Annotated in this window: 21 protein-coding genes; 14 read left to right on the top strand and 7 right to left on the bottom strand. The window is 72.7% G+C overall.

From position 1 onward, the window contains the following. Positions 1-2: 2 nt before the first annotated feature. From ACFPM7_RS00705 to ACFPM7_RS00695, 3 genes are all read right to left on the bottom strand, one after another. Positions 3-944 carry a LysR family transcriptional regulator gene (locus tag ACFPM7_RS00705; protein ID WP_378242604.1) on the bottom strand — a complete coding sequence of 314 codons (942 nt, stop codon included), beginning with the start codon at positions 942-944 and terminating at the stop codon, positions 3-5. Between the two features lie 25 nt (positions 945-969). Then, on the bottom strand, positions 970-1806 hold the full coding sequence (locus ACFPM7_RS00700; protein WP_378242602.1) for a ribokinase: 837 nt from the start codon (positions 1804-1806) through the stop codon (positions 970-972). Positions 1807-2078: 272 nt separating this feature from the next. Continuing rightward, complete coding sequence (locus tag ACFPM7_RS00695) at positions 2079-4196, bottom strand: MMPL family transporter (protein WP_378242600.1); 2118 nt, start codon at positions 4194-4196, stop codon at positions 2079-2081. Positions 4197-4325: 129 nt separating this feature from the next. On the opposite strand from ACFPM7_RS00695, the gene ACFPM7_RS00690 reads away from it, so the two are divergent. From ACFPM7_RS00690 to ACFPM7_RS00680, 3 genes are all read left to right on the top strand, one after another. Next, the gene (locus ACFPM7_RS00690; protein WP_378242598.1) at positions 4326-5063 is read left to right on the top strand and encodes a TetR/AcrR family transcriptional regulator; all 738 of its coding nucleotides are present in this window, start codon (positions 4326-4328) and stop codon (positions 5061-5063) included. 153 nt (positions 5064-5216) lie between these two features. Next, positions 5217-6245: an L-threonine 3-dehydrogenase gene (gene tdh / locus ACFPM7_RS00685; protein ID WP_378242597.1), complete on the top strand. Its 1029-nt coding sequence runs from the start codon at positions 5217-5219 to the stop codon at positions 6243-6245. A gap of 3 nt (positions 6246-6248) precedes the next feature. Further along, on the top strand, positions 6249-7430 hold the full coding sequence (locus ACFPM7_RS00680) for a glycine C-acetyltransferase (RefSeq protein WP_378242595.1): 1182 nt from the start codon (positions 6249-6251) through the stop codon (positions 7428-7430). A gap of 226 nt (positions 7431-7656) precedes the next feature. On the opposite strand, the gene leuS is transcribed toward ACFPM7_RS00680, so the two are convergent. Continuing rightward, a complete protein-coding gene (gene leuS, locus ACFPM7_RS00675) occupies positions 7657-10482 on the bottom strand; it encodes a leucine--tRNA ligase (protein WP_378242592.1) in 2826 nt (941 codons plus the stop codon). Positions 10483-10685: 203 nt separating this feature from the next. On the opposite strand from leuS, the gene ACFPM7_RS00670 reads away from it, so the two are divergent. Next, positions 10686-11087: an SdpI family protein gene (locus ACFPM7_RS00670; protein WP_378242590.1), complete on the top strand. Its 402-nt coding sequence runs from the start codon at positions 10686-10688 to the stop codon at positions 11085-11087. 411 nt (positions 11088-11498) lie between these two features. Here ACFPM7_RS00670 and ACFPM7_RS00665 read toward each other — a convergent pair whose 3' ends face one another. Then, positions 11499-12080: a YqgE/AlgH family protein gene (locus tag ACFPM7_RS00665; protein WP_378242588.1), complete on the bottom strand. Its 582-nt coding sequence runs from the start codon at positions 12078-12080 to the stop codon at positions 11499-11501. A gap of 318 nt (positions 12081-12398) precedes the next feature. Between ACFPM7_RS00665 and ACFPM7_RS00660 the strand changes: the two genes are divergently transcribed. Further along, a complete protein-coding gene (locus ACFPM7_RS00660) occupies positions 12399-13622 on the top strand; it encodes an MFS transporter (RefSeq protein ID WP_378243786.1) in 1224 nt (407 codons plus the stop codon). Here the strand turns inward: ACFPM7_RS00660 and ACFPM7_RS00655 are convergent. Beyond that, positions 13539-15020 (bottom strand): CCA tRNA nucleotidyltransferase, encoded by a 1482-nt coding sequence (locus ACFPM7_RS00655; RefSeq protein WP_378243784.1) that lies wholly within the window; start codon positions 15018-15020, stop codon positions 13539-13541. The genes ACFPM7_RS00660 and ACFPM7_RS00655 overlap by 84 nt on opposite strands. A gap of 126 nt (positions 15021-15146) precedes the next feature. On the opposite strand from ACFPM7_RS00655, the gene ACFPM7_RS00650 reads away from it, so the two are divergent. From ACFPM7_RS00650 to ACFPM7_RS00610, 9 genes are all read left to right on the top strand, one after another. After that, entirely contained in the window at positions 15147-15704 is a 558-nt protein-coding gene (locus tag ACFPM7_RS00650) for an NUDIX hydrolase (RefSeq protein WP_378242586.1), read from the top strand. Next, positions 15701-17935, top strand: coding sequence for a DUF6049 family protein (locus tag ACFPM7_RS00645; RefSeq protein WP_378242584.1), 2235 nt, complete (start codon positions 15701-15703; stop codon positions 17933-17935). Before ACFPM7_RS00650 ends, ACFPM7_RS00645 begins: the two co-directional genes overlap by 4 nt. Before the next feature lie 17 nt (positions 17936-17952). Continuing rightward, positions 17953-19572 carry a murein biosynthesis integral membrane protein MurJ gene (murJ, locus tag ACFPM7_RS00640; RefSeq protein WP_417281759.1) on the top strand — a complete coding sequence of 540 codons (1620 nt, stop codon included), beginning with the start codon at positions 17953-17955 and terminating at the stop codon, positions 19570-19572. A gap of 70 nt (positions 19573-19642) precedes the next feature. Then, positions 19643-21214 carry a protein kinase family protein gene (locus ACFPM7_RS00635; protein ID WP_378242582.1) on the top strand — a complete coding sequence of 524 codons (1572 nt, stop codon included), beginning with the start codon at positions 19643-19645 and terminating at the stop codon, positions 21212-21214. Positions 21215-21279: 65 nt separating this feature from the next. After that, entirely contained in the window at positions 21280-21906 is a 627-nt protein-coding gene (gene sigM, locus ACFPM7_RS00630; protein ID WP_378242580.1) for an RNA polymerase sigma factor SigM, read from the top strand. Then, positions 21903-22754, top strand: coding sequence for a hypothetical protein (locus ACFPM7_RS00625; RefSeq protein ID WP_378242578.1), 852 nt, complete (start codon positions 21903-21905; stop codon positions 22752-22754). Before sigM ends, ACFPM7_RS00625 begins: the two co-directional genes overlap by 4 nt. A 146-nt stretch (positions 22755-22900) precedes the next feature. Further along, a complete protein-coding gene (gene trxB / locus ACFPM7_RS00620) occupies positions 22901-23887 on the top strand; it encodes a thioredoxin-disulfide reductase (protein WP_378242576.1) in 987 nt (328 codons plus the stop codon). A gap of 14 nt (positions 23888-23901) precedes the next feature. Continuing rightward, a complete protein-coding gene (gene trxA, locus ACFPM7_RS00615; protein ID WP_378242574.1) occupies positions 23902-24231 on the top strand; it encodes a thioredoxin in 330 nt (109 codons plus the stop codon). A gap of 196 nt (positions 24232-24427) precedes the next feature. Continuing rightward, on the top strand, positions 24428-25573 hold the full coding sequence (locus tag ACFPM7_RS00610; protein ID WP_378242572.1) for an N-acetylmuramoyl-L-alanine amidase: 1146 nt from the start codon (positions 24428-24430) through the stop codon (positions 25571-25573). Between the two features lie 42 nt (positions 25574-25615). On the opposite strand, the gene ACFPM7_RS00605 is transcribed toward ACFPM7_RS00610, so the two are convergent. Further along, positions 25616-26251, bottom strand: a complete 636-nt coding sequence (locus ACFPM7_RS00605) for a GNAT family N-acetyltransferase (RefSeq protein ID WP_378242570.1) — start codon at positions 26249-26251, stop codon at positions 25616-25618. Between the last annotated feature and the right edge of the window lie 65 nt (positions 26252-26316).

Below are 26316 nucleotides of genomic sequence, written 5' to 3'. Positions count from 1 at the left end.
GCCTAGCCCTCACCGGCGGGCGTCACCACGTCTCCGCGCACCGGCCCGTCGGTCATCGATTCCGCCGCCGTGCGCAGGGCGGCGCGGACGGTGGAGATGAGGGGGTGGTCTTCGCGGCCTCGGCGGATGGCGGCGAAGACGCGGCGGGTGGGGGGATCGCCCGCTACCGGGAGGACGCGGGTGCCGTGGGCCGCTGTCCTGGGGATGAGCGCCACGCCGACGCCCGCGTCGACCAGGGCGGACTCGGCGGCGAAGTCGTCGGAGGTGTGGGTGATGCGGGGGGCGAAGCCCGCGTGTTCGCAGGCCAGGAGGACGACGTCGCGGCAGGGGTTGCCCGCGGCCGGGGCGATCCAGTCGTCGGTGGCGAGGTCGGTCAGGGAGACGGTGGGGCCGGGGGCCGGGTGGTTCGGGGGGAGGACGGCGTCGAAGGGTTCGGTGTAGAGGGGGTCTCGGGTGGTGCGGTCGTCGGCGGTGAGGGCGGTGAGGGCCCGGTGTTCCATGGTGATGGCGATGTCGATCTCGCCGTCGAGGAGCATGGGGAGGCTGTCGTGGCCTTCGGCGTCGCGGACCTGGATGGTGATGCCGGGGGCGTGGGCGCGCAGGTGGCGGACGGCGGGGGCGACGACCTGGACGATGGCCGAGGCGAACGCGGCGACGCGCACCCGGCCGAGGCGGCCCGCGCCGAGTTCGGCGAGGCGGGCCTCGGCGCGGTCCAGTTCGGCCAGGACGGCGGTGGCGTGGTCGACCAGGAGTTCGCCCGCCGAGGTCAGCCAGACCCGCCTGCCCTTGCGGCGCAGCAGGTCCTGGCCCGCCTCGGATTCCAGGGCGGCCAGCTGCTGGGACACCGCGGACGGGGTCAGGTGCAGCGCCCGGCCCGCCGCGGTGACGGTCCCGTGGTCCGCCAGCGCGCGCAGGACGCGCAGGCGGCGCGGGTCGATCGGCATGAAGCAGAAGCTAGTGCCTCGCTGCTCAGAGCTCGTCAGCGCTCGGATAGGACGGTTGCGCGCCCGGCCTGGTCACCGACACCGCCGCCACGCGGCACGCGTACCCAGCGGCCTCGACCAGGTCGTCCCCGACCGCCAGCCTGCGGGCCAGCGCCCCGGCGAACGCGTCGCCCGCGCCGGTGGTGTCCACCGGCGCGACCCGCGGCGCGGCCACGCGCGTCGTCCCCGCGGGGGTGATGACCTCGGCCCCCTCGGCGCCCAGGGTCACCACCGCGCTGCGCACCCCCAGCTCCAGCAGCGGTCCCAGCGCCTCGGCCTCGTGCTGGTTGACGATCAGCGGGTCGAGCCCGGCCAGGGTCGCCGCGCCGAGCGAGGTCACCGGCGACAGGTTCAGCACCACCCGCACCCCGGCCGCCACCGCCGCCGCGACCGCGTGCTCGACCACCGCGACCGGCACCTCCAGCGACGCCGCCAGCACCGCCGCCCCCGACAGGTCGACGTCCTGCGGCCGCAGCGCCGCGTTGGCCCCCGGGGACACCACGATGGCGTTCTCCCCGTCCCCGGTGACGGTGATGAAGGCGGCCCCGGTGGGCCGCTCGACGGTCCGCACCTTGCCGATGTCGACACCGTTCATTGTCAACGACCGGCGCAGCAGCTCTCCGTGCCCGTCGTCGCCCACGGCCCCGATGAAGATCACCCGACCGCCCAGCCTGGCCGCGGCCACGGCCGTGTTCGCTCCCTTGCCGCCCGGAAGAACGCGCACGTCAGAGCCGAGAACGGTCTCCCCGGGGCCAGGCCGAGACACGACATCGACGACCAGGTCGGCGTTGGCCGACCCCAGCACAGCCACCACCGGCTCCACCCGCCACCCACCCTCTGATCGACCCGACATGGACACAACATCGACCCAATATCGACACAGCAACGTGCGCAAGTGTGAACGAATGCGTAGTCGATTGGCTCCTGAGTGCCACAATCAACGTCACTGTTCTAGCGGGCGCCGTTCTGCGGCGCCCGTGGTGACCCGGGGCCCCGAGCCCCGGGTGCCGGTCAGGGCCAGGGGGCCACGGCCGGCACTGGTCACCGGCGCCGGTCGCGTAGCCCCCCGAGCGATCGGCGCCGGTGGCCCCCCTCCTAGACCCGTTCCAGCTCCCGGGGCGGCGTCTCGACCTCGGAGAGCCCGGCGCGCTCCTGCAGCCGGCGCAGCCCGCGCGGGGCCCACCAGGCCGCGTCGCCCATCAGCCGCATCAGCGCCGGGACGAGCAGCATGCGCACGACGGTGGCGTCCAGCAGCAGGGCGACGATCATCCCCGTGCCGATGAACCGCATGCTGGCCAGCGACGACATCGCGAACGCGCCGGTCACCACGCCCAGCAGCAGCGCCGCCGCGGTGATCATCCGACCGGTCCTGACCAGCCCGGTGCGCACGGCGTCGGGAGTGGACATGCCCTGGTGGCGGGCCTCGACCATGCGCGAGAGCAGGAAGGTCTCGTAGTCGGTGGACAGGCCGAAGACGACCGCGCCGATGAGCACCAGCATCCCCGCCTGCACCGGTTGCGGCGTCACCCCCAGCAAGTCGGCCAGGTGTCCCTCCTGGAAGACGAACACCAGCACGCCGAAGGTCGCCGACAGGCTCAGCGCGCTCACCACGACGGCCTTCACCGGCAGCAGCACCGACCCGAACGCCAGGAACATCAGCACCAGCGTCGCGGCGACCAGGATGAGGACCATCCACGGCACCTGCGCGGTGATGGAGTCCACGCTGTCGGCCACCATCGCCGGGAAGCCGCCGACGAGCACGTCGGCCTGCGACGGCACCGCCCGCAGCCCCTCGACGGCCTCGCGCGCGGTGTCGGAGGCCGAGTCCCCCGCCAGCGGCGCGGTGAACACGCGGACGTCGCCCGCGGGCGGGCTGGGCAGCACGTCAAGCACGCCGGGCACCTGCTTGGCGTCGGCGGCGAACGCGGCCGCGGCGGCGTCGTCCGCGCCGCGCAGCAGGACCGTCGCGGTGTTGTCACCCGATCCGGGGAAGTTCTCGGCGATCACCTCGGCGGTGACCCGGCTCGGGTCGCCGGGCGGGAGCTGCTTGACGTCCGCGCCGCCGAACTGCACGTTGCCGAACGGCAGCGCGAGCACGACCAGGACGGCGATGATCGGCGCGGCGAACCAGACCGGCCGCCTCATGACCGCGTCGGCGACCCGGCCCAGCCGGCGCGGTTCGCCCGCGGGCGCGCGGCGCACCGACCACTTGTCGACGTTGCGGCCCAGGATCGCCAGCAGCGCGGGCAGCAGCGTCAGGGAGACGATCGCGGCGATGGCGACCGCGGACATGCCGCCGTAGGCCATGGACTTGAGGAAGTCCATCGGGAAGACCAGCAGCCCGGACAGGGCGATGACCAGCAGCGTCGCCGAGAACGCCACCGTGCGGCCCGCCGTGGCGACGGTCCTGCGCACCGCGGCGGCCGGTTCCGCCCCGCCCGCCAGCTCCTCGCGGTAGCGGCCGACGATGAACAGCCCGTAGTCGATCGCCATGCCCAGGCCCAGCAGCGTGGCGACGTTGACGGCGAAGGTGTTGACCTCCAGGCCCGTGCTCAGCGCCCGCAGCACGCCGAGCGATCCGAGGATCGAGAGCCCGCCGACGAGCACGGGCAGGGACGCGGCGACCACGCTGCCGAAGATGAGCACCAGCAGGACCAGCGTGACCGGCAGGGAGATCGCCTCGGCGACGACGAGGTCCTTGTTCGACAGCTCGGTCATCGCCCGCTCCAGCGGCACCTGGCCGCCGAGGCTGGTCGGCACGCCGTCGACGCGCAGCCCCTGGGCGATGGCGTCGAAGTTGGCGCCGCGCACGTCGTAGTCATCGCCCGCGAGCGTGATCGTGGCGAGGGCGAGCGTGCGGTCGGCGCTGGCCAGGGTCGGGGCCTGGGTGGACCAGTAGTCCAGGCGCTGGGCGACCCGGTCGGCGGGGAGCGCGGCGAGAGAGTCGGTGACCTTCTTGGCGACCTCGGGGTCGTCGACGGTCGTGCCCGCGGGCGCGGTGTAGAGGACGACGACGTCGGCCTGGCGCTGGCCGAGGTCGGCCAGCACCCGCGTGACCTGGGCGGACTCGCTGCCCGGGTCCTCGTAGCCGCCCTGGGTGAGCTTGTCGAAGACGCCGAGGCCCCACAGGCCCCCCGTGACCATGATCGCCAGCACCGCGACCAGGACCGCCCAGCGGCGCCGGTGCACGGCTCCGCCCCACCGTAAGAACACGACCGCTCCCTCCCGCCGTTGGCCATGCCGACCAGCGACGACTACCGTGCCTGGGGTCAGTGGCGTAAACGCCGTTCACTGAAACCGTAGAGTGAAGTTAACGGCGTTTACAAGAGCACGGAGTGAGGAATGACGGAGGCCACACGCCGCGATCGTGTACGCGCAGACACCGATAGAGCGATCCGCGCCCAAGCGCGCGCACTCCTGGTGAACCACGGGCCCCAGGCTGTCACCCTCCGGGCCATCGCGCGCGAGATGGGCATCACCGCGCCTGCGCTCTACCGCTACTACGCCTCCCGCGAGGACCTGGTCGAGCACCTGCGCACCGACGTCTGCGAGGACCTCGCCCAGGAGCTGACCGACGACCTCGCCCGCCTGGACGGCGACGACCGCCTCGATCAGGTCCTGGCGATCTGCCGGGGCTTCCGCCGCTGGGCGCTGGCCCACCCGCAGGAGTTCGTGCTGGTCTTCGCCTCGCCGTCGGACGCGTCGGCCAACTGCCCGGCGGGCCCCGACGGCGCGGACCTGTCGAAGGACTCCTTCGGCCGGATCTTCCTGTCCGTCGCCGGGCGCGTGCTCGCCTCGGGCCCGCTGGTCCTCCCGCCCGAGCGGACCATCCCGCCCAGCCTGCGGCCCGACCTGGCCGTCTTCCGCGAGGAGCTGCTGCGCGTGGTCGCCGAGTCCGGCGTCGAGCTGCCGCCGGAGCGGCTGGGCGTGGGCACGGCGTTCGTGATGCTGCAGTTCTGGGTTCGCCTCTACGGCCAGGTCGCCTTGGAGGTCTTCGGCCAGTTCCCGTTCCCGGTGGGCGACCCGGAGCCGCTGTTCGAGTCGATGCTCACCGACCTGCTGCGGGAGGCGGGCCTGTGAGGGCGCGCAGGAACAGGTCGGTGGCGGTGGCGGTGCTCTGGTCGTGCCGCCTGTGCAGCGCCGCTGAACAAGCACTGCAGAAATCCCCGATGGACCGCGCGGCGCGACGGGGCCACACTCCGCGGTGAGGAAGCACCTGGAGGAGTGACAGACGTGAAGGCTCTGGTCAAAGGCGCCCCGGGCCCCGGGCTCGACCTGGTGGACGTGCCCGACCCGCACCCGGGTCCCGGTGACGTCCTGCTGCGGGTCAAGCGCACCGGCATCTGCGGCACCGACCTGCACATCGACGCCTGGGACGACTGGGCGGCGCGCACCGTGAAGGCCCCGCTGGTCGTCGGGCACGAGTTCGTCGGCGAGGTGCTGGAAGTCGGCGCCGCGGTCACCACGGTCAAGCCGGGCGACCTGGTCAGCGGCGAGGGGCACCTGATCTGCGGGACCTGCCGCAACTGCCGCGCCGGGCGACGGCACCTGTGCGCGCGCACCCTCGGGCTGGGCGTGCACGTCGACGGCGCGTTCGCCGAGTACGTCGTGCTGCCCGAGCAGAACGCGTGGGTGCACAACCACGCCGTCGACCTCGACGTCGCGGCGATCTTCGACCCGTTCGGCAACGCCGTGCACACCGCGCTGGCCTTCCCGGTGCTGGGCGAGGACGTGCTCATCACCGGCGCGGGGCCGATCGGGCTGATGGCCGCCGCCGTGGCCAAGCACGCCGGGGCGCGGCACGTCGCCATCACCGACGTCAGCCCCGAGCGGCTCGCGCTGGCCGAGAAGCTGGGTGTGGACGTCGCGCTGGACGTCTCCCGCTCGGCGATCTCGGAGGTCTACGGGCGGCTGGAGATGACCGAGGGCTTCGACGTGGGCATGGAGATGAGCGGGCAGCCCTCGGCGCTGCGCGAGATGATCTCGACCATGTCCCACGGCGGCAAGATCGCGATGCTGGGCCTGCCCGCGCAGGAGATCTCCGTCGACTTCAGCCAGGTCGTGCTGAAGATGCTGACCGTCAAGGGCATCTACGGGCGGGAGATGTTCGAGACCTGGTACGCCATGTCCGTGCTGCTGCGCGCGGGCCTGGACATCACCCCGGTCATCACGCACCGCTTCCACCACACCGAGCACGCCGAGGCGTTCGAGACCGCGCGCGGCGGGCACAGCGGCAAGGTCATCATGGATTGGGAGAGCTGAAGCATGTTCGGCGCGATGCGCGAGAACCTCCGCACCACCCTGGACGAGATCAGGGAGGCCGGGCTCTACAAGTCCGAGCGGGTCATCACCAGCCCGCAGCGGGCTTCGGTGACCGTCGGCGGCGACGAGCCGGTGCTGAACTTCTGCGCCAACAACTACCTCGGCCTCGCCGACCACCCCGCGCTGGTCACCGCGGCCCAGCGCGCGCTGGACGAGTGGGGCTTCGGCATGGCGTCGGTGCGCTTCATCTGCGGCACGCAGGCCCCGCACAAGCGGCTGGAGGCGCGGCTCTCGGAGTTCCTCGGCACCGACGACACCATCCTCTACAGCTCCTGCTTCGACGCCAACGGCGGCCTCTTCGAGACGCTGCTGGGCGAGCAGGACGCGATCATCTCCGACGAGCTGAACCACGCCTCGATCATCGACGGCGTCCGTCTGTCCAAGGCCCGCCGCTTCCGCTACCGCAACGCCGACATGGCCGACCTGGAAGCCAAGCTCATCGAGGCCCGCGACGCGCGCTACCGCCTCATCGCCACCGACGGCGTCTTCTCCATGGACGGCTACCTCGCCCCGCTCGACCAGATCTGCGACCTCGCCGACAAGCACGACGCGCTGGTCATGGTGGACGACTCGCACGCGGTCGGGTTCATGGGCGCCACCGGCCGGGGCACGCCCGAGCACTTCGGCGTCGGCGACCGCGTCGACATCTACACCGGCACTCTCGGCAAGGCCCTCGGCGGCGCGAGCGGCGGGTACACCTCGGGGCGCGCGGAGATCATCGAGTTGCTGCGGCAGCGCTCGCGGCCCTACCTGTTCTCCAACTCCCTGGCCCCGTCGATCACCGCGGCCGGCCTGGCCTGCCTCGACCTGCTGGACTCCTCCGGCGAGCTGCTGACCCGGCTGCGCGAGAACGCCGCGCTGTTCCGCTCGCGCATGACCGAGGCGGGCTTCGACCTGCTGCCCGGCGAGCACCCGATCATCCCGGTGATGATCGGCGACGCCGCGCGGGCCGCCCAGCTGGCCGACCTGCTGCTGGAGCAGGGCGTCTACGTGATCGGGTTCTCCTACCCGGTGGTGCCGCACGGCAAGGCGCGCATCCGCACGCAGATGTCGGCCGCCCACACCACCGACGACGTCAACCGCGCGGTGGAGGCCTTCATCACCGCCCGCGAGAAGCTGGGCTGACCCCCATACACCGCGACAGCTGAACGGCACAACCGGCGCCGCCACCGCCGTCCCCCGAGGACCGCGGTGGCGGCCAGCGTGAGGACGCAGAGCAGGGTGATGATCATGGCGGTCGCCATGATCAGACGTAGAGCAGCGCGCCGGCCCCCGCCAACGGAATGCGGCCGTCCCGCCGCCGGAGTCACCCCCGACAGCCGCGGACGGCCGCCGCCGAACGGTCGAGCCGCTACAGCACCACGTTGACCAGCCTGCCCGGGACGACGATGACCTTCTTCGGGGTCGTGTCGCCGATCAGCGCGGCGACCTTCTCCTCAGCCAGGGCGACCGCCTTGATCTCGTCCTGCTGGGCCGAGGCCGACACCGTGACCCGGCCGCGGACCTTGCCGTTGACCTGGATCGGGTACTCGACGGTGTCCTCGACCAGGTAACGCTCGTCGGCGACCGGGAACGGGCCGTGGGCCAAGGACTCGGAGTGGCCCAGGCGCGACCACAGCTCCTCGGCGATGTGCGGGCACATCGGGGCCAGCAGCAGCACCAGCGCCTCGGCGACCTCGCGCGGGCAGCCGTCCGGGTGGTGCTTGGTGACGTGGTTGGTCAGCTCGATCAGCTTCGCGCCCGCGGTGTTGTAGCGCAGGTTGGCGTAGTCCTCGTGCACGCCCGCGATCGTCTTGTGCAGCAGGCGCAGCGTCGGCTCCGCGACCTCGCCGCCGGTGACGCGGACCTCGCCGGACTCCTCATCGATCACCGCGCGCCACAGGCGCTGCAGGAAGCGCTGCGCGCCGACGACGTCCTTGGTCGCCCACGGGCGGGAGACGTCCATGGGGCCCATGGACATCTCGTACAGGCGGAAGGTGTCCGCGCCGTACACATCGCACATCTCGTCCGGGGTGACGACGTTCTTCAGGCTCTTGCCCATCTTCCCGTACTCCTGGAACACCTCGGTGTCACCGTGGAAGTACTTGCCGTCGCGCTCGACCACCTCGTGGGCGGGCACGTACACGCGGCGGGCGTCGGCGTAGGCGAAGGCCTGGATGTAGCCCTGGTTGAACAGCCTGCGGTACGGCTCGTCGCCGCTCACGTGGCCCAGGTCGAACAGGACCTTCTGCCAGAACCGCGAGTACAGCAGGTGCAGCACCGCGTGCTCGACGCCGCCGACGTACAGGTCCACGCCGCCGGGGTCGGTCGCGCCGTGCTCCTTCGGGCGCGGGCCCAGCCAGTAGCGCTCGTTCTCCGGGGCGCAGAAGTGCTCGGCGTCCTCCGGGTCGACGTAGCGCAGCTGGTACCAGCACGAACCGGCCCAGTTGGGCATCGTGTTGGTGTCGCGGCGGTAGGTCTTGGGGCCCTCGCCCAGGTCCAGCTCCACGTTCACCCAGTCGGCCGCCTTGGACAGCGGGGGCGACGGCTCGGTGTCGGCGTCCTGCGGGTCGTAGGTGGCGGGGGAGTAGTCGTCCACCTCGGGCAGCTCGATGGGCAGCATGGACTCCGGCACCGCGACCGGCGTGCCGTGCTCGTCGTAGACGATCGGGAACGGCTCGCCCCAGTAGCGCTGGCGGGAGAACAGCCAGTCGCGCAGCTTGTACTGCACGGTGCCGCGGCCGTGGCCGTGCTCCTCCAGCCAGGCGATGATCGTCTTCTTGGCCTCGGCGATGTCCAGGCCGTCCAGGAAGCCGGAGTTGACCGCCGGGCCGTCGCCGGTGAACGCCTCGCCGTCGAAGCCGTCGCTCGGCTGGACCGTGCGCACCACCGGCAGGCCGAAGGCGGTGGCGAAGTCCCAGTCGCGCTGGTCCTGGCCGGGCACGGCCATGATCGCGCCGGTGCCGTATCCCATCAGCACGTAGTCGGCGATGAACACCGGGATGCGGGCGTCGTTGACCGGGTTCACCGCGTAGGCGCCGGTGAAGACGCCGGTCTTCTCCCGGTTCTCCTGGCGGTCCAGTTCGGACTTCATCGACGCGGCGCGGCGGTACTCGGCGATGGCCTCGGCCGGGGTCGCCGCGCCCGCCGTCCAGCGGCTGTCCACATCGGAGGGCCACGCGGCGGCGGCGATCGCGTCGACCAGGGGGTGCTCGGGCGCCAGCACCATGTAGGTGGCGCCGAACAGGGTGTCCGGGCGGGTCGTGAAGACCTCGATGTCGCTGCTGGGGACGTCACCGCCGCCGGTCGCGAAGCGCACCCGGGCGCCGTGCGAGCGGCCGATCCAGTTGCGCTGCATCGACTTGACCTTCTCCGGCCAGTCCAGCCGGTCCAGGTCGTCGATCAGGCGGTCGGAATAGGCGGTGATCCGCATCATCCACTGGCGCAGGTTCTTGCGGAAGACGGGGAAGTCGCCGCGCTCGGAGCGCCCGTCGGCGGTGACCTCCTCGTTGGAGATCACCGTGCCCAGGCCCGGCACCCAGTTCACCGGGGCGTCGGACAGGTACACCAGGCGGTGCTCGTTCAGCAGCGCCTGGCGCTCGGCGTGCGACAGCTCGGCCCACGGGCGGCCGTCGGGGGTGGCGCGCTCACCGGTGACGAACTGCGCGGCCAGCTCCGCGATCGGCCGCGCGCGGCCCGCCTCGGCGTCGTAGAAGGAGTTGAAGATCTGCAGGAAGATCCACTGCGTCCAGCGGTAGTAGTCCGGGTCGATGGTCGAGATCCGGCGGCGGGTGTCGTGGCCCAGGCCGATCCTGCGGATCTGGCGCAGGTAGGTCTCGATGTTGTCCTCGGTGGTCTTGCGCGGGTGCTGCCCCGTCTGCACCGCGTACTGCTCGGCGGGCAGCCCGAAGGCGTCGAAGCCCATCGTGTGCAGGACGTTGCGGCCCGTCATGCGGTGGTAGCGCGCGAAGACGTCGGTGCCGATGAACCCCAGCGGGTGCCCGACGTGCAGCCCCGACCCGGACGGGTAGGGGAACATGTCCTGCACGAACAGCTTGTCGGCGGGCACCGGTCCGGCCAGCGCCCCCACCGGGTTCGGCGCGTGGAAGGTGCCGTGCTCGTCCCAGTGGTCCTGCCAGCGGCTCTCGATGTCACCGGCCAGGGCGGCGGTGTACCGGTGGGCGGGCTCGTCGCTCATGGAAAGTTCCTCCTGTGGGGTCCTGCTCCGGACAAACGAAAACCCCCCAGCCCAGGAGGGCATGGAGGGTCGCCGTGCTCACCGACGCGGATCGGTCAGCACGGCCCACTAAGGAGCAGGTATCCCTTGCTCATGGGTCCAGGGTAGCGCAGCCTGTCCAGCGCACTTCGGGGTGACCTGGCCCACGACCTACCATCGACACCGTGACGCTGCTGCCGCTCGTACCCCTGGTCGCCGGGATCGCCCTGCTCGCCATCGGCACCCTGGCCCTCACCGGCCGCCTCCCCCGCAACCGCTTCGCCGGCGTCCGCACGGCCGCGACCCTCCGCAGCGACGAGGCGTTCCGGGTGGGGAACAAGGTGGCGGGGCTGCCGACCGTGGTCGCCGGGGCCGTGGGGATCCTCGGCGCGCTCGCCGCGTGGGCGACGCAGCCGCTGATGGTCACGATCATCGCCCTGGCCGGCCTGCTGACGCTGTCGGTGGGCGGCGGGGTACTGGGCTCGCGCGCCGCCGCGGCGGTGCCCGAGCCGGAGCCGGAGCTGCCCGCGGGGTGCAAGGGCTGCCAGTGCGGCGCGGGCGGGTGCGGGGTCTTCCAGAAGGCGTAGCTGTCGCCTTATCTCAAGAGCAGCACAGTCGACCATTTGCCGTTCACCAGATCGACTATTCGGCAGATCGCGCCCACGGAAATGAATCCCTGAAGGTTGGCCGCCCGAACGGCGGCTTGTCCGCCGTTGCAACTCTCCGAGTGGGCCGCTCGTTCAATCCTGACGGCGATGCCGGCCAGTGCGTCGGACGCAGCCTTCGGGATCCGCGATCTGGCGAGCAACCTCGCCGGGCTGACGGTGAACTACCGCTTCGAGGTCAGCCCCGGTGGCGACGGAGGTCAGTGCGGCAATCAAGGGGACCACTCCCTGCCCATTGCCGCGAGCCAAGCACTCGGCCCTGCTGTCAAGGTGGATTCCGATGACAGGAGAGGCTACTCGCCTCGAATGACCACTCCGCGGGGCGTAGATGGGTCAGTTCTGGCGGACGTCGCCCGGGTGGGTGGCCAGGAGGGCCAGGGGCATGCCCTGGCGGCGCAGGACCCGGCCCCACAGGTCGACGGTGGGTGGGGTGAGGACGTCGGTGGGCAGGGCGGGGACGACGATCCAGTCGCCGCGGTCGATCTCGCCGGCGAGCTGGCCGACCTCCCAGCCGGAGTAGCCCGCGAAGACGCGGACGCCGCGCAGGTTCGGGATCAGGGATTCCGGGTCGACGTCGAGGTCGACCAGGGCGACCGGGCCGCGGACGCCGATGAGGCCGGTGATCCCCTCGACGGTGACCCCGGTGCGCATGGCGGCCAGGCACAGGGCCGTCTTCTGCTCGACCGGGCCGCCGACGAAGACCGAGCCGGGGTCGGTCACGTGGGGTCCCCAGGAGGGCAGGACCTCACCCACGGGGACTTCGCTCGGCCGGTTGAGCACGACTCCGAGCGTGCCTTCGCCGCGGTGGTCGATGACGAACACCACCGTGCGGCGGAAGTTCTCGTCGAGCAGGCTCGGCGCCGCGACCAGCAGCGTTCCCGGCTCGACCGACACGTCGGAGGACACGGGGGACATGATCCCATCCGTTATCCAAGTGTGAGGACTCGACCGGGGAACATCTTGGCCACCTCGCTCGTTGTACGGGTCGTCGGCGTCACCGTGTCCCCCGGGCTCAACCACAACCGCCTTAGTGGAATACCGCTCGGCTGGAGCCACTCTGCGCGACTCGCCGTGAGGCGACCGGGCGCCGGCAGGCGGGCGGGCGGCTTCCCAGCTGGGAGCCGCCCGCCCGTTCCTCTTCTGGGGTTAGGCTGGCCCATCGTGAGCACCGCGCAGGCCGCGGGCCCGGCAACAGGCCACGACCACCACCACGACCGCATCGGTCCTCGGCGGATGCTCCGCTTCCCCGGTTTCCGCAGGCTGCTGCTGTCCCGCTTCGCCGCCCAGTGGGGTGACGGGCTGTTCCAGGCCGGGCTGGCGGGGGCGGTGCTGTTCAACCCCGAGCGCGAGACCGACCCGCTGGCCATCGCCGCCGGGTTCGCCGCGCTGCTGCTGCCGTACTCGGTCGTCGGGCCGTTCGCCGGGGCGCTGCTGGACCGGTGGGACCGGCGGCGGGTGCTGGTGACCGCCAACGCGCTGCGCGGGCTGGTGATCGTCGTGGCCGCGGTGTGCCTGATCGCCGGGGCGCCGGGGACGGTGCTGTTCACCTTGGCGCTGGTGGTGGTCGGGATCAGCCGGTTCGTGGGGTCGGGGCTCTCGGCGTCGCTTCCGCACGTGGTGCCGGTGCGCAACCTGGTCGAGGCCAACGCCATCGCCACCACGCTGGGGGCGGTGGTCGCCGTGCTGGGGGCCGGGTGCGCGGTCGGCATCCGGGCGCTGCTGGGCGAGGACGACACCGGTTCCGGGCTGACCACCTCCGTCGCGCTCGTCGGGTCGGTGGTGGCCGCGGTCGTGGTGATCGGGTTCCCGCGCGGGTCGCTGGGGCCCGACGCCGTCGACGAGCCCGCCCAGACGCTGGTGGCCGTGGCCAGGGGGCTCTTCGACGGGGGACGCGTCGCGCTGCGCACGCCGACCGTCCTCGCCGGGTTCGTGGCGCTGCTGGCGCACCGGGCCGTGTTCGGCGTCCTGCTGCTGCTCACCGTGCTGCTGATGCGCTTCGAGTTCGACGCGGGGCTGGCCGGGCTCGGGCAGGTCGCCGGGCTGTTCGGGCTCGGCGTGCTGGTGGCCGGGATGACCACGGCGCGGATCGTCGCGGGGTTCGGCCGCAGGCGGACGATGGGCGCGGGCATGGTCGTCGGCGCGGTCGCGCTCCTGGCGCTCGGGCTGCCGACGACGATGGGCACGACGATGGCCGCGGCGTTCGTGGTCTCGTTCGTCGGGCAGGTGGTCAAGCTGTGCGTGGACGCCGCGGTGCAGCGCGACATCGGCGACGAGAGCCGGGGCCGGGTCTTCGCCCTCTACGACACGCTGTTCAACGTCGCGCAGGTCGTCTCGCTGTCGCTGGCCGCCCTGGTCGTGGCCCCGGACGGGGTCTCACCCGGCCTGATCGTCACCGCCGCCGCGGTCTACCTCGTGGGGCTCGGCGGGTTCGCTTGGGCAAGCCGTGGGCACCACTAGCCCACGTTCGGCCGCCCACCCGTAGAGCGCCTGGACGGCCTCGTCGCGCTCCAGCGGGCCCTTGTCCAGGCGCAGTTCCTTGAGGAAGCGCCACGCCTGACCGACCTGCGGGCCGGGGCGCAGGCCGAGCAGCCGCATGATCTCGTTGCCGTCGATGTCCGGGCGCACCCTGGCCAGGTCCTCGTCGGCGGCGATGCGCTCGATGCGCTCCTCCAGGCCGTCGTAGGTGCGCTGCAGCGCGCCCGCCTTGCGCTTGTTGCGCGTGGTGCAGTCCGCCCGGACCAGCTTGTGCAGGCGGGGGAGCAGGTCACCGGCGTCGGTGACGTAGCGGCGGACCGCGGAGTCGGTCCACTCGCCCTTGCCGTAGCCGTGGAAGCGCAGGTGCAGGAACACCAGGCGGGCGACGTCCTCGGTGATCTCCTTGGAGAACCGCAGCGCCCGCAAGCGCTTGCGGACCATCTTCGCGCCGACCACCTCGTGGTGGTGGAAGCTCACCCCGCCCCCCGGCACGTGCCTGCGGGTGTCCGGCTTGCCGATGTCGTGCAGCAGCGCCGCCAGCCGCAGGACCAGGTCCGGCCCCGCGAAGTCCGGGTCGGCGGCCTCCAGTTCGACGGCCTGGTCCAGCACGACCAGGGAGTGCTCGTAGACGTCCTTGTGCTGGTGGTGCTCGTCGATCTCCAGCCGCATCGCCGGGACCTCGGGCAGCACGTGCTCGGCCAGGCCGGTGTCGACCAGCAGCTCGACGCCGCCGCGCGGGTCGTCGCCGCAGAGCAGCTTGGCGATCTCGGCCTGCACCCGCTCGGGGGTGATGCGCAGGATCTCCGCGCTCATCGCCGTCATCGCCTCGACCACGCGGGGCGCGGGCACGAAGCACAGCTGGCTGATGAACCGCGCCGCGCGCAGCATGCGCAGCGGGTCGTCGGCGAAGGACTCCTGCGGCGTGGCCGGGGTGTCCAGCACCCGCGAGTCCAGCGCCGCCTCGCCGCCGTGCGGGTCGATCAGCCGCTTGGTCGCCAGGTCGACGGCCATGGCGTTCACGGTGAAGTCCCGGCGCACCAGGTCGCCCTCGATGGTGTCGCCGAAGCGGACCTCGGGGTTGCGCGAGACCCGGTCGTAGGCGTCGGCGCGGAAGGTCGTGATCTCGCAGGTCCGCCCCGCCTTGGCCGCCCCGACCGTGCCGAAGGCGATGCCGGTGTCCCAGACCGCGTCGGCCCAGCCCTTCACCAGCTCCATGATCTGCTCGGGCCGGGCGTCGGTGGTGAAGTCGAGGTCCGTGCCGAGCCGCCCGAGCAGCGCGTCGCGCACGCTGCCGCCCACCAGGTACAGGCGGTGGCCCGCCTCGGCGAAGCGGGCGGCGAGGTCGTCCACGACGGGGTTGGCGGTGAGCAGGTCCGTCAGGGGCTCGGAATGGGTGACCGGCGAACTCGACACAAGGACCGAGGGTAACGGCCCGACGCGGCCCCCCTGGCAGCCAGTCGGCCGTTCCCAGGTCGGCGCTGCGCCATTCGCACTACCATCGGGAGGGTGCCCCCCTCGTCCGGCAGGTCGCGCGGTGCCCGGTCGGGGCGCCGTGCCCGGGGGCGCGGACGCAGGCTCAAGACCGTGGTCGAGACCTCGGCGGGCGGCCTGGTCGTCGACGCCGACCGGGCCAGGGTGGCGCTGATCGGCAGGCTCGACCGGCGCGGGCGGCTGCTGTGGTCGCTGCCCAAGGGCCACATCGAGGCGGGCGAGACCCCCGAGCAGACCGCGGTGCGCGAGGTCGCCGAGGAGACCGGCATCGATGGCGAGGTGCTTCGCCCGCTGGGCACCATCGACTACTGGTTCATCGCCGACGGCGCCAAGCGCGTCCACAAGACCGTGCACCACTTCCTGCTGCTCGCCCACACCTACGAGCTCTCCGACGCCGACGTCGAGGTCAGCGAGGTGGCCTGGGTGGACCTCGCCGATCTTGAGGGCCGCCTGGCCTACGCCGATGAGCGGCGTTTGGTCCGCAAGGCCCGCCAACTACTCTCCGAGCAGCAGATCGTTCCCGGCACCACCGGTCCCGACCGGGACCTGTCCCCGCATGGAGAGCCCACGTGAGCACCCGCCTGCGCCGCGGCACCGCCGCGGTGGCAGTCGCGCTGGCGGCCGCGGCGAGCGCGCTCGTCCCGACCCAGTCAGCAGCCACAGCCTCAGCCACAGCCTCCGAGGCAGCCGCTGCCAGAGCGCAGCAGGCGCAGTCCAGCAGACTCCGGGTCGAGATCGACTCGCTGACCCCGCGCGTGGTCCGCGCCTCGACCACCGAGCTGCGCATCACCGGCACGCTGACCAACACCGGCGACCGCCCCATCACCGAGGTCGACCTGCGCGTGCAGCGCGGCGACGTGCTCGCCGACGAGGCCGGGCTGCGCGAGGCCATCACCGACCCCACCGCGACCAGCGCCCTCGACCGGCCCGCCGAGACCACCCGCTTCACCGAGGTCACCGCGCAGCTGCCGCAGGGCGCGAGCGTGGACTTCCAGGTCAGCGTCGACATCGCCGAGGACCTGGGCATCGACCGGCCCGGCGTCTACCCGGTGGCGCTCAACCTCAACGGCGTGCCCGACTTCGGCACCACCGAGCGGCTCGGCTCGCTGAGCACGCTGATCCCGGTGCTGTCGGCGCCCGGCGGCGGCCCCGGGGTCGCCCCGCCCGCCGAGCCCACCCCGCTGGCCGTGCTCTGGCCGCTGGTCGACAAGCCGCGCATGGTCGAGTCGCCGCTGGGCCAGCCGGTGCTGGCCGACGACGAGCTGGCCGCGTCGCTGGCCGTCGGCGGCAGGCTCTACTCCCTGCTCGACGCGGTCCGCACGGCCGCGGAGTCCGACAGCGCGATCCTGCGCTCGCTGTGCTTCGCCGTGGACCCCGACCTGCTCTCCACCGTCGCGGCGATGTCCGACGGCTACCAGGTCCGCACCGGCGACGGCGTCACCGAGGGCCGCGGCGCGGGCACCGCCGAGCTGTGGCTGTCCACGCTGCGCGAGCTGGTCGACGGCCGCTGCGTCCTCGCGCTGCCCTTCGCCGACGCCGACCTCGCCGCGCTGTCGCGGGCCGACACCGTCGCCCTGCAGACGCTGGCCGCAGGCGGCCCCGGGATCACCTACGACGGCGAGGGCACCCCGCGCACCACGACCGACATCGTGCGCTCGGTGCTCGGCGTCGCCCCGGTCGACGGCCTGGTCTGGCCCGCGGGCGGCACCCTCGACCAGCGCACCCTCGCCGACCTGGCCGCCCTGCGCCCGACCACCGTGCTCGCCGACAGCGCCCGGCTGGCCGGGACGACCGGCTCCGCGCCCTTCGACCTGGCCGCCAACGTGCGCGCCATCCCCTACGACGGCCTGGTCTCGGCGTCGCTCGAGCCCCCGGTGCGGGGCGGCGCGGTGGCCACCTCGGCCACCCAGAACGGGCTCTCCGCACTGGTCTACCGCGGTGGCCTCGCCGCCACCCCGGACCCGGTCGTGGTCGCGCCGCCGCGCCGCTGGGCGGCATCCGACGCCGATCTCGCCGTCTTCCTGGAGACCGTCCGCACGCTCGGCGACGACGGCTTCACCACCGAGCTGTCGCTGCCCGCGCTGGTCGCCGGGGAGGGCAACGGCGCCGCTTCCGGTCTGGACTACCGCGCCGCCGACACCGCCGCCGAGATCCCCGCGCCCGCGATGGCGCGCGTGTCGCGTTCGGACGCGGTGCAGCGCGAGCTGGTCGACAAGGTGCTCTTCGAGGACGCCACGAGCCAGGTCACCCCGTCCGCGCTGGTCGCCCCGCTGCGCCGCGGCCTGGTCAGGGCCACCTCGACGGCGTGGCGGGCCGAGCCGCGACAGGCCGAGCAGGCGGTGGCCAGGGTCACCGACGGGCTCGACGGCCTGCTCGACCGGGTCTCGGTCACCGACCCCGGCAGGCCGCTGTCGCTGGCCTCGAAGGACAGCCCGCTGCCGGTCTACCTCAGCAACGACCTCCCGGTCGAGGTGCTGGCGAAGATCAACGTCGGGCAGACGCCGGGCCTGCGGCCGCAGGAGGAGACCCTGGTCCGCATCCCGGCCAACGCCAAGATCCCGCGCTACCTGTCCACCGAGGTCACCCGGTCCGGCCGGTTCGTGGTCAACGTCTGGCTGACCACGCAGAACGGCACCGGCCTCGGCGGCACCTCCCGCGTCGAGCTGAACTCGACGTCCTTCGGCAACATCATCCTCATCGTCACCGGGACCGCGGCGGGCGCGCTGGTGCTGCTCATGGGACTGCGCCTGGTGCGTAGGCTGCGGGCGGCCAAGACCGCGGACCCCGCGGGCAGCGACCTCTGACCCGGGCGGGAGCGCAAGTGCAGCAGGGCGGCGAACAGCCGAAGGCGCCGTCGCTGGCGCGCGCCACCAGCGGCATGGCGGTGGCGACGCTGGTCAGCCGGATCACCGGGTTCGGCTGGAAGCTGCTGCTGGTCGCCATCGTCGGCGTCAACGTCGTGCAGGACTCGTTCACCGTCGCCAACACGCTGCCGAACATCATCTTCGAGCTGCTGCTCGGCGGAGTGCTGGCCAGCGTGGTCGTGCCGCTGCTGGTGCGCTCGCAGGACGACCCCGACGGCGGGCGCGAGTACGTCAACCGGCTGCTCACCATCGGCATCACCGGACTGGCGGTCGGCACGGTCATCGCCGTCATCGCCGCGCCGGTCTTCACCTGGCTCTACGTCGACGGCTCCACCGGCAGGGCCTCGCCGGAGCTGACCACCGCCTTCGCCTACCTGCTGCTGCCCGAGATCCTCTTCTACGGCCTCTTCGCCCTGCTCAGCGCGATCCTTCAGGCCCGGCAGGTGTTCGGCCCGACGGCGTGGGCGCCGGTCATCAACAACGTCGTGGTCGTGCTGACCCTGCTGCTCTACCTGGTCGTACCCGGCGAGATCACCGTCAACCCGGTCGACATGAGCCAGCCCAAGCTCCTGGTCCTCGGCATCGGCGTCACCATGGGCATCGTCGCCCAGGCCGCGGTGCTGCTCCCGGCGCTGCGCCGCATCGGCTTCCGCTTCAGCTGGACCTGGGGCTTCGACGCCCGGCTCAAGGAGTTCGCCGGCCTGGCCGCGTGGGTGATGGGCTACGTCGCGGTCAGCCAGGTCGGCATGGTCGTCACCCAGCGCGTGCTCACCGCGGGCGACGAGGGCGGCGTGACGATCTACTCCAACGCCTGGCTGCTGTTCCAGCTGCCCTACGGCGTCATCGGGGTCGCGCTGCTCACCGCGATCCTGCCCAGGATGAGCAAGCACGCCGCGCGCGGGGACACCCAGAGCGTCATCGACGACCTCGCCACCGGCAGCAGGCTCTCCACGGTCATGCTCGTGCCGATCAGCGCCGTGCTCACCATCGCGGGCACCGCCATCGGCGTCGCGCTGTTCGCCTTCGGCGAGTCCGACGTCGAGCAGGGCGCCCGGCTGGGCACCGCGCTGGCGTTCTCCGCCTTCGGGCTGCTGCCGTACGCGCTGGTGATGCTCCAGCTGCGCGTGTTCTACGCCATGAAGGACGCCCGCACGCCCACCCTGATCATGATCGGGATGACGGTCGTCAAGATCCCGCTGCTCTACATGTGCGGCGCGGTGCTCAGCCCGCAGAACGTCGTCATCGGTGTGATGCTGGTCAACTCGCTCAGCTACGTCATCGGAGCCGTCGCGGGCCAGATGTGGCTGTGGGTGCGGCTGGGCCACCTGCGCAACAAGAAGATCGTCTCGGTGATCACCAAGACCGTCGCGGCGAGCGCGGTGGGCATGGCCGCGGCCTGGCTGGCGGGCGAACTCATCGCCCCTGACGGCTTCGACAGCATCCTCATCGCGTGGGTCACGCTGATCGTCCAGGGTGGGCTCGCGCTCGCCGTCGCGTTCGGCGGGCTGGCGGTGCTCAGGGTGCCCGAGCTGCGCCCGGCGACCGCCCGAATCACCCGACTGGTCCGGAGGGGCTGATCCGTCCGACCCCTGGCGTGCGCCGGATTCCCGTACGCTCGACCGCGGGAGCGACGAGGAGCGCAGAGCGGTGACGACAAGGCGACCCGAGGCGCCGACGGGTGCCGGGGCGGCAGGCCAGCGGCCTGCGGCCGACACCCTGGTGCCCGGAGCACTCGTCGGCGCGGGCCGGTACCGCCTGCTCGCCCAGTTCGGCGCCGACCAGCGCGCGGGCGCGGAGTTCTGGCGGGCCCGCGACGGCCAGCTGCGCCGCGACGTCGCCCTCACCGCGCTCGTCGGCCACCCCAGCGACGGCGCCGCCGCCGAGCGCGCCCGCCGCGTCCTGGAGCGCGCCGCGCACGCCGCCCGCTTCGAGCACCCCGCCGTCGCCCGCGTGCTCGACGTCGTCGGCCCCGGGGTCGGACCCGGCACCGGGATCGGGGCGGGCGAGGGCGTCCTCGGGCTCGTCGTCGCCGACTGGTCGGCGGGCACCGACGTCATCGACGTCATCGCCGAGCACCCGCTGCCCCCCGGCACCGCGGCCCGCCTGCTCGAACCGCTGGCCGCCGCCGTCGATCAGGCCCACCACGCGGGCCTCGTGCTCGGCCTCGACCACCCGCAGCGGGTCAGGGTCGGCCCGGACGGGCAGCTGCGGCTGTCCTTCCCCGGCCCGATGGCCCACGCGGGCCTGCGCGACGACGTGCGCGGCCTCGGCGCGCTGCTGTACCTGCTGCTCACCGGCCGCTGGCCGCTGCCGGGCGGCCCGGAGGGCGTGCCGCCCGCCCCGCGCGGGCCCGACGGCGCCGTGGTCGCGCCGCACGCGCTGCTGCCGCACATCCCGATCGAGCTGTCCATCGCCGCGGTCCGCTGCCTGGCCGACGACCCGATGGGCGGCATCCGCACCGGCGCCGCCCTGCTCCAGGTGCTGGAGCGGGTCAGAGTGGCCGACGACGAGACCGAGCGGCTGGCCGCGGCCACCGAGGCCGAGTACGACGACGGCACCGTGTGGACGACCCGCCCGCCGAGCAACGACCGCTCGCAGCGGCGCAAGCTCGCCGTCGGCGTCACCGTGCTCGCCGTGGCCACCGTCGGTGTGCTGGCCTGGCTGGGCATGCAGCTCATCAGCTTCTTCGAGGACGAGGGCGGCACCGCGGGCCCGACGATCACCGCGCCCGCGCCCGGCAACAGCACCGGCGCCTCGGGCGCGCCCAAGCCGCCGCCGGTCGTGCCCGCCGGACCCATCCGCCCCGCGGGCGTGGAGGTCTACAACATCGGCGGGACCCCGGACAACCCGCGCCGCGCCACCCTCGCCGTGGACGGCGACCCGGCCACGGCGTGGAAGACCGACACCTACAAGCAGCCGTTCCCCGCGCTCAAGCCCGGTGTCGGGCTGATGGCCTCCTTCGCCGAGCCGATCTCGCTGGCCGAGGTCACCATCGACTCGCCGAGCGACGGCACCGTCGTGGAGATCCGCAGCGCGCCGTCGGAGAACCCGGACATCGGCGAGACCAAGGTCATCGGCAAGGCCACGCTCAACGACGGACAGACCAAGCTCCAGCTCGACCGCGCCGAGCCCACCCAGCACGTGCTGGTCTGGATCACCACCCTCGCCGAGGGCAACCGCTCCGAGCTCAGCGAGGTCGGGTTCATCCGGGCCAAGTGAGGCCCGCGCATGCCCTGGCCCACGGCCGCCGGCAGGCGGCCGACCGGCACCGTTACATTGTCCCGGTGACCGCCGCAGCCAGCTCGGACGCCGACCTCATCGCGGCGCATGCCGCCGGTGACCCGCGCGCGTTCTCCGAACTGGTCCGCAGGCACCGCGACCGCCTGTGGGCCGTCGCGCTGCGCACCCTGCGCGACCCGGAGGAGGCCGCCGACGCGCTGCAGGAGGCGTTCATCTCCGCCTTCCGCGCCGCCGGGTCCTTCCGCGCCGAGTCCCAGGTCACGACCTGGCTGCACCGCATCGTCGTCAACGCGTGCCTGGACAGGGTCCGCAGGCGCAACGCGCGCCCGACCGTGCCGCTGCCCGAGGCCGGTCCCGGCGAGCCGGTCAGCCCGCGCGACGCGATGGCCGACCGGGAGACCCAGCTCGTGGTGCAGCGCGCGCTGCAGGAGCTCTCCGAGGACCAGCGCATGCCGATCGTGCTCGTCGACGTCGAGGGCTACTCCGTGGCCGAGACCGCCAAGATGCTCGGCATCGCCGAGGGCACCGTGAAGAGCCGGTGCGCGCGCGGCCGCGCGAAGCTCGCGAAATCCCTCGGACATCTGCGGAACCCGAGTGCAGATGCGAACGTCCCAGGTGGCGCTGGTGGTTGGCGAGGCGTGCCGGATGGGCGCCACGGGGAGGGACGATGACGGACAAGATTCGGGGCAGTATCGGCCCCGACGGCCCGCCATGGCCCGAGGACCTGCTGGCCGACCTGCACGCGGGCGTGCTCGAACCGCGGCGCGCCGCGGTCGTCCAGGCCGATGTCGGCGCTGACGCGGACGCCCGGGCGTTCCTGGCGGCGCTGGACGCGGTGCGCACCGACCTGAGCGCGCTGGGCGCGGCCCCGGTCCCGCCGATGCCCGAGAACGTCGCCGCCCGCATCGACGCCGCGCTCGCCGAGGAGGCCGCCCGCGCCTTCGGGGCGCCCGGCACCCCGGCATCGGGCATCCCGGTCGCCCCGTCCAGCACCTCGCTCAAGGCGACCGGCTCGCTGGCCGACGACGACCCCGAACCCGCCCCGGTCATCGACATGGCCGCCGCGCGCCGCAAGCGCGGGCGGATGGCGGTGTGGGGCGCCGGTCTGCTGACAGCGGCCGCCGCCGCGGTGGCCTTCGTGGTGGTGCCCGGTCTCGGCGGCCAGGACGACACCGACGGCGGCATGGCCGCCGAGCAGCCCTCGCCGACGGTGAGCGCCCCCGGCGACGCGGGCGCGCAACCCCCGCTTGCCTTCGGCCGCGAAGAGGTCGGCGAAAAGGTGCCGCAGGTCGTCAACAGCCGCGACTACGGGCCGCTCAAGACCAAGGCGGGCCTGGACTCCTGCCTGGAGGCCAACGAGCTGGACCCGGCTAAGGCGCAGGTCGTGGGCGTGCGGCCGGTCACCCTGGACGGCAAGGACGGCGTCATGGCGCTGCTGCTGACCCAGCAGGTCGGCCAGTTCCAGGTGCTCGTCCTCACCCCGGACTGCACCGCGCTGTTCAACGACACCATCGGCTGACCCGCCCCGACCGCGAGCGCACCTCCCGCTGAGCCGTCCCACCGGCTGGGCGGTGCCCGACCGGGGTGGAACAAGCTGCCCATACCATCGCGTTGACACCTATGCGCCGGGACGACATCCGGACCGGCGGGAGCGATGGAGGGCGAATGTCTGCGCAGATCCGCAACCTGATCATCATCGGGTCCGGACCGGCCGGCTACACCGCGGCCGTGTACGCCGCCCGCGCGCAGCTCGACCCGCTGGTCTTCGAGGGCGCGCAGTTCGGCGGCGCGCTGATGACCACCACCGAGGTGGAGAACTACCCCGGCTTCCGCGACGGCATCATGGGCCCGGACCTGATGGAGCAGATGCGCGCCCAGGCCGAGCGCTTCGGCGCCGAGCTGCGGCCGGAGGACGTCGAGTCCGTCGACCTGACCGGGCCGGTCAAGGTGGTCGAGGCCAACGGCGTGCGCTATGAGGCCAAGGCCGTGGTCCTCGCCATGGGCGCGGCGGCGCGGTACCTGAACGTGCCCGGCGAGCAGGAGCTGCTCGGCCGCGGCGTGTCCGCCTGCGCGACCTGCGACGGCTTCTTCTTCCGCGACCAGGACATCGCCGTGGTCGGCGGCGGCGACTCGGCGATGGAGGAGGCGACCTTCCTCACCCGCTTCGCCAAGTCGGTGACGATCCTGCACCGGCGCGAGGAGTTCCGCGCCTCCAAGATCATGCTGGAGCGCGCGCGGGCCAACGAGAAGATCCGGTGGCGGCTGAACACCGCCGTGGACGAGGTCCTCGGCGAGCAGAAGGTCAGCGGCCTCACCGTCCGCGACACCCGCACGGGGGAGTCCGAGACCCTCGACGTCACCGGCTTCTTCGTCGCCATCGGCCACGACCCGCGCAGCGCCCTGGTCAAGGGCCAGGTCGAGGTGGACGACGAGGGCTACGTCGTCACCAAGGGCAGCAGCACCTACACCAACCTCGACGGCGTGTTCGCCGCCGGGGACCTGGTCGACCACACCTACCGCCAGGCCATCACCGCCGCGGGCTCGGGCTGCGCGGCGGCCATCGACGCCGAGCGCTGGCTCGCCGAGCACGGCACCGAGGAAGCGGAGATGGCCGCCGAGCTGGTCGGCGGCGGCTACGGCAAGAGCGAATGAACCGAGGAGACAAGATGGCTGGCAACACCGTGACCGTGACGGCGGACTCGTTCGACGCCGACGTGATCAACAGCGACAAGCCCGTGCTGGTGGACTTCTGGGCCACCTGGTGCGGCCCGTGCCGGATGGTCGCCCCGGTGCTGGAGGAGATCGCGGGCGAGCACGCCGAGAAGATCACCGTCGCCAAGCTCGACATCGACGCCCACCCCGGCATCGCGCGCGACTACCAGGTGATGTCGGTCCCGACGCTGATCCTGTTCTCCGGCGGCCAGCCGGTGAAGACGATCGTCGGCGCCAAGCCGAAGGCCGCCCTGGTCGGCGAGCTGGGCGACGTGCTGGCCTGATCCCCTCCCGGGGGAGCAAGCAACCCGAACCCGGGGTCCGAACGTCTCGTGGGACGAGGCGGCGGGCCCCGGGTTCGCCGCGTCCGACACCCGCACCTCCCGGTGCGCGGGACACGCGGGGCGGCAGGGCACAATGGTCAGCTGTCAGGCATGCCGGGTGTGCGGTTCTTTCACCCCCGATCGAGAGCGAGGGTCCATGCGGGTACTCCGCCGAGGCGACACCGGTCCGGCCGTCGCCGAGGTCCGGTCCACGCTCGGCGCGCTGGGCTTCGCCGCGGCGACCCAGCCCGCGGAGGTCGCGGAGATCTTCGACGCCCAGCTGGAGCACGCCGTGCGGGGCTTCCAGCAGCGCCGCGGCCTGATCACCGACGGCATCGTCGGCCCGGCAACCTACCGGGCCATGCGCGACGCCACGTACTCCCTCGGCGGCCGTCCACTGGCCTTCATGGTCTCGGCCCCGCTCTCCGGCGACGACGTGCAGACCCTGCAGGAGCGCCTGCTGGAGCTGGGCTACGACGCGGGCCGCTCCAACGGCGTCTTCGGCGCCCAGACCGAAGCCGCGCTGCGCAACTTCCAGCGCGACTACGGCCTGACCGTGGACGGCATCTGCGGGCCCAAGACCGTGCGCGCCCTGCACCAGCTCTCCCCGCGCGCCCGCGGCGGGCGCCCGGTGCTGCTGCGCGAGCAGGAGCGGGTCCGCAAGTCCGGTCCCCGGCTGCGCGGCAAGCGCATCGTCATCGACCCCGGCCACGGCGGCGCCGACACCGGCCTGTCCATCGCCGGCATCGACGAGGCCGAGCTCATGTGGGACCTGGCGACCCGGCTGGAGGGCAAGATGGTCGCCACCGGCATGGAGGCGCTGCTCTCCCGCGGCAAGGACCAGTGCCCCGACGAGGCCGACCGCGCGCACTTCGCCAACGACGCGGGCGCCGACCTCGTGCTCTCGCTGCACACCGACGGCAACCGCTCCCCGCTCGCCCAGGGCGTCGCCGCCTTCCACTTCGGCACCGGCAACGGCGCCACCTCCACCATCGGCGAGGCGATGGCGGGGCTGATCCAGCGCGAGCTGGTCATGCGCACCGGCATGCGCGACTGCAAGGCCCACCCGAAGAGCTGGGACCTGCTGCGGCTGACCCGCTGCCCGGCCGTGCGCATCGAGATCGGCTACCTGACCAACGACGAGGACCGCCGCAGGCTGACCGAGCCCGCCTTCCGCGACGTCGTCGCCGAGGGCATCCTGGTCGCGGTCAAGCGGCTCTACCTGCTCGGGCAGAACGACCAGCCCACCGGCACCTTCACCTTCGCCGACGTGCTGGCCCACGAGCTGGCCAAGGCCGAATAGGCGGCGGGCGCCCGGCGGCGTCGGACCGACGCCGCACCGGAGCTAGCGCTGCATCGCCGGGGCCGGAGTGGTGACCGTGCTGATCGTGACGGTGCCCAGCAGGCGCTCCAGGGCGGCCTCGACGTCTTCCTTCCAGGTGATCGCCGAGCGCAGCTCCAGGCGCAGCCGGGGCCAGCGCGGGTGCGGGCGGACGGTCTTGAAGCCGACGGAGCTGAGGAAGGCGGCGGGGACCACGCAGCTGTGGTCCTCGTGCGGGTCCATGTCGCCGAAGGCCTCGATGGCCTTCACGCCGCGGCGGGTCAGATCCGCGGCCACGGCCTGGATGAGCATGCGCCCGAGCCCGCCCTTGCGGAACTCCGGCAGGACGTGGAAGCCGGTCAGCACGACCGCGTCGGGGCTCACCGGGGACGTCGGGAAGGCCGCCGAGCGGGGGACCGCGTTGGGCGGGGCGTAGAAGACGAAGCCGACCGGCAGTTTGTCGCTGTAGACGATCCGGCCGCAGGAGCCCCACTCCAGCAGCACGCTGGAGACCCAGGCCTCCTTCTCCAGCTCGGTGGTGCCGAACTCCTCGGCCTGCTCCTTGAGGTGGGGCGCGAGCTCCCAGTACACGCAGGACCGGCACTGCTTGGGCAGGTGCTCCAGGTTGTCCAGCGTGACGCCGACGACGCGTCGCGACACCCAACCTCCCCCGCCCGAAGTTCTCCCTTACCTCGGACAGGATAGGGCGATGTGACCTGCGCCGG

The organism is Actinokineospora guangxiensis, assembly GCF_042657845.1.
Lineage (GTDB): Bacteria > Actinomycetota > Actinomycetes > Mycobacteriales > Pseudonocardiaceae > Actinokineospora > Actinokineospora guangxiensis.
This window is presented reverse-complemented; position numbering and strand designations above follow the sequence as displayed.

What these genes read in the sequence shown, in the direction of transcription:
- ACFPM7_RS00705 (WP_378242604.1), bottom strand. Translation starts at nt 944, where the DNA reads ATGCCGATCGACCCGCGCCGCCTGCGCGTCCTGCGCGCGCTGGCGGAC.
- ACFPM7_RS00690 (WP_378242598.1), top strand. Translation starts at nt 4,326, where the DNA reads ATGACGGAGGCCACACGCCGCGATCGTGTACGCGCAGACACCGATAGA.
- ACFPM7_RS00680 (WP_378242595.1), top strand. Translation starts at nt 6,249, where the DNA reads ATGTTCGGCGCGATGCGCGAGAACCTCCGCACCACCCTGGACGAGATC.
- leuS (WP_378242592.1), bottom strand. Translation starts at nt 10,482, where the DNA reads ATGAGCGACGAGCCCGCCCACCGGTACACCGCCGCCCTGGCCGGTGAC.
- ACFPM7_RS00665 (WP_378242588.1), bottom strand. Translation starts at nt 12,080, where the DNA reads ATGTCCCCCGTGTCCTCCGACGTGTCGGTCGAGCCGGGAACGCTGCTG.
- ACFPM7_RS00660 (WP_378243786.1), top strand. Translation starts at nt 12,399, where the DNA reads ATGCTCCGCTTCCCCGGTTTCCGCAGGCTGCTGCTGTCCCGCTTCGCC.
- ACFPM7_RS00625 (WP_378242578.1), top strand. Translation starts at nt 21,903, where the DNA reads ATGACGGACAAGATTCGGGGCAGTATCGGCCCCGACGGCCCGCCATGG.
- trxB (WP_378242576.1), top strand. Translation starts at nt 22,901, where the DNA reads ATGTCTGCGCAGATCCGCAACCTGATCATCATCGGGTCCGGACCGGCC.
- trxA (WP_378242574.1), top strand. Translation starts at nt 23,902, where the DNA reads ATGGCTGGCAACACCGTGACCGTGACGGCGGACTCGTTCGACGCCGAC.
- ACFPM7_RS00610 (WP_378242572.1), top strand. Translation starts at nt 24,428, where the DNA reads ATGCGGGTACTCCGCCGAGGCGACACCGGTCCGGCCGTCGCCGAGGTC.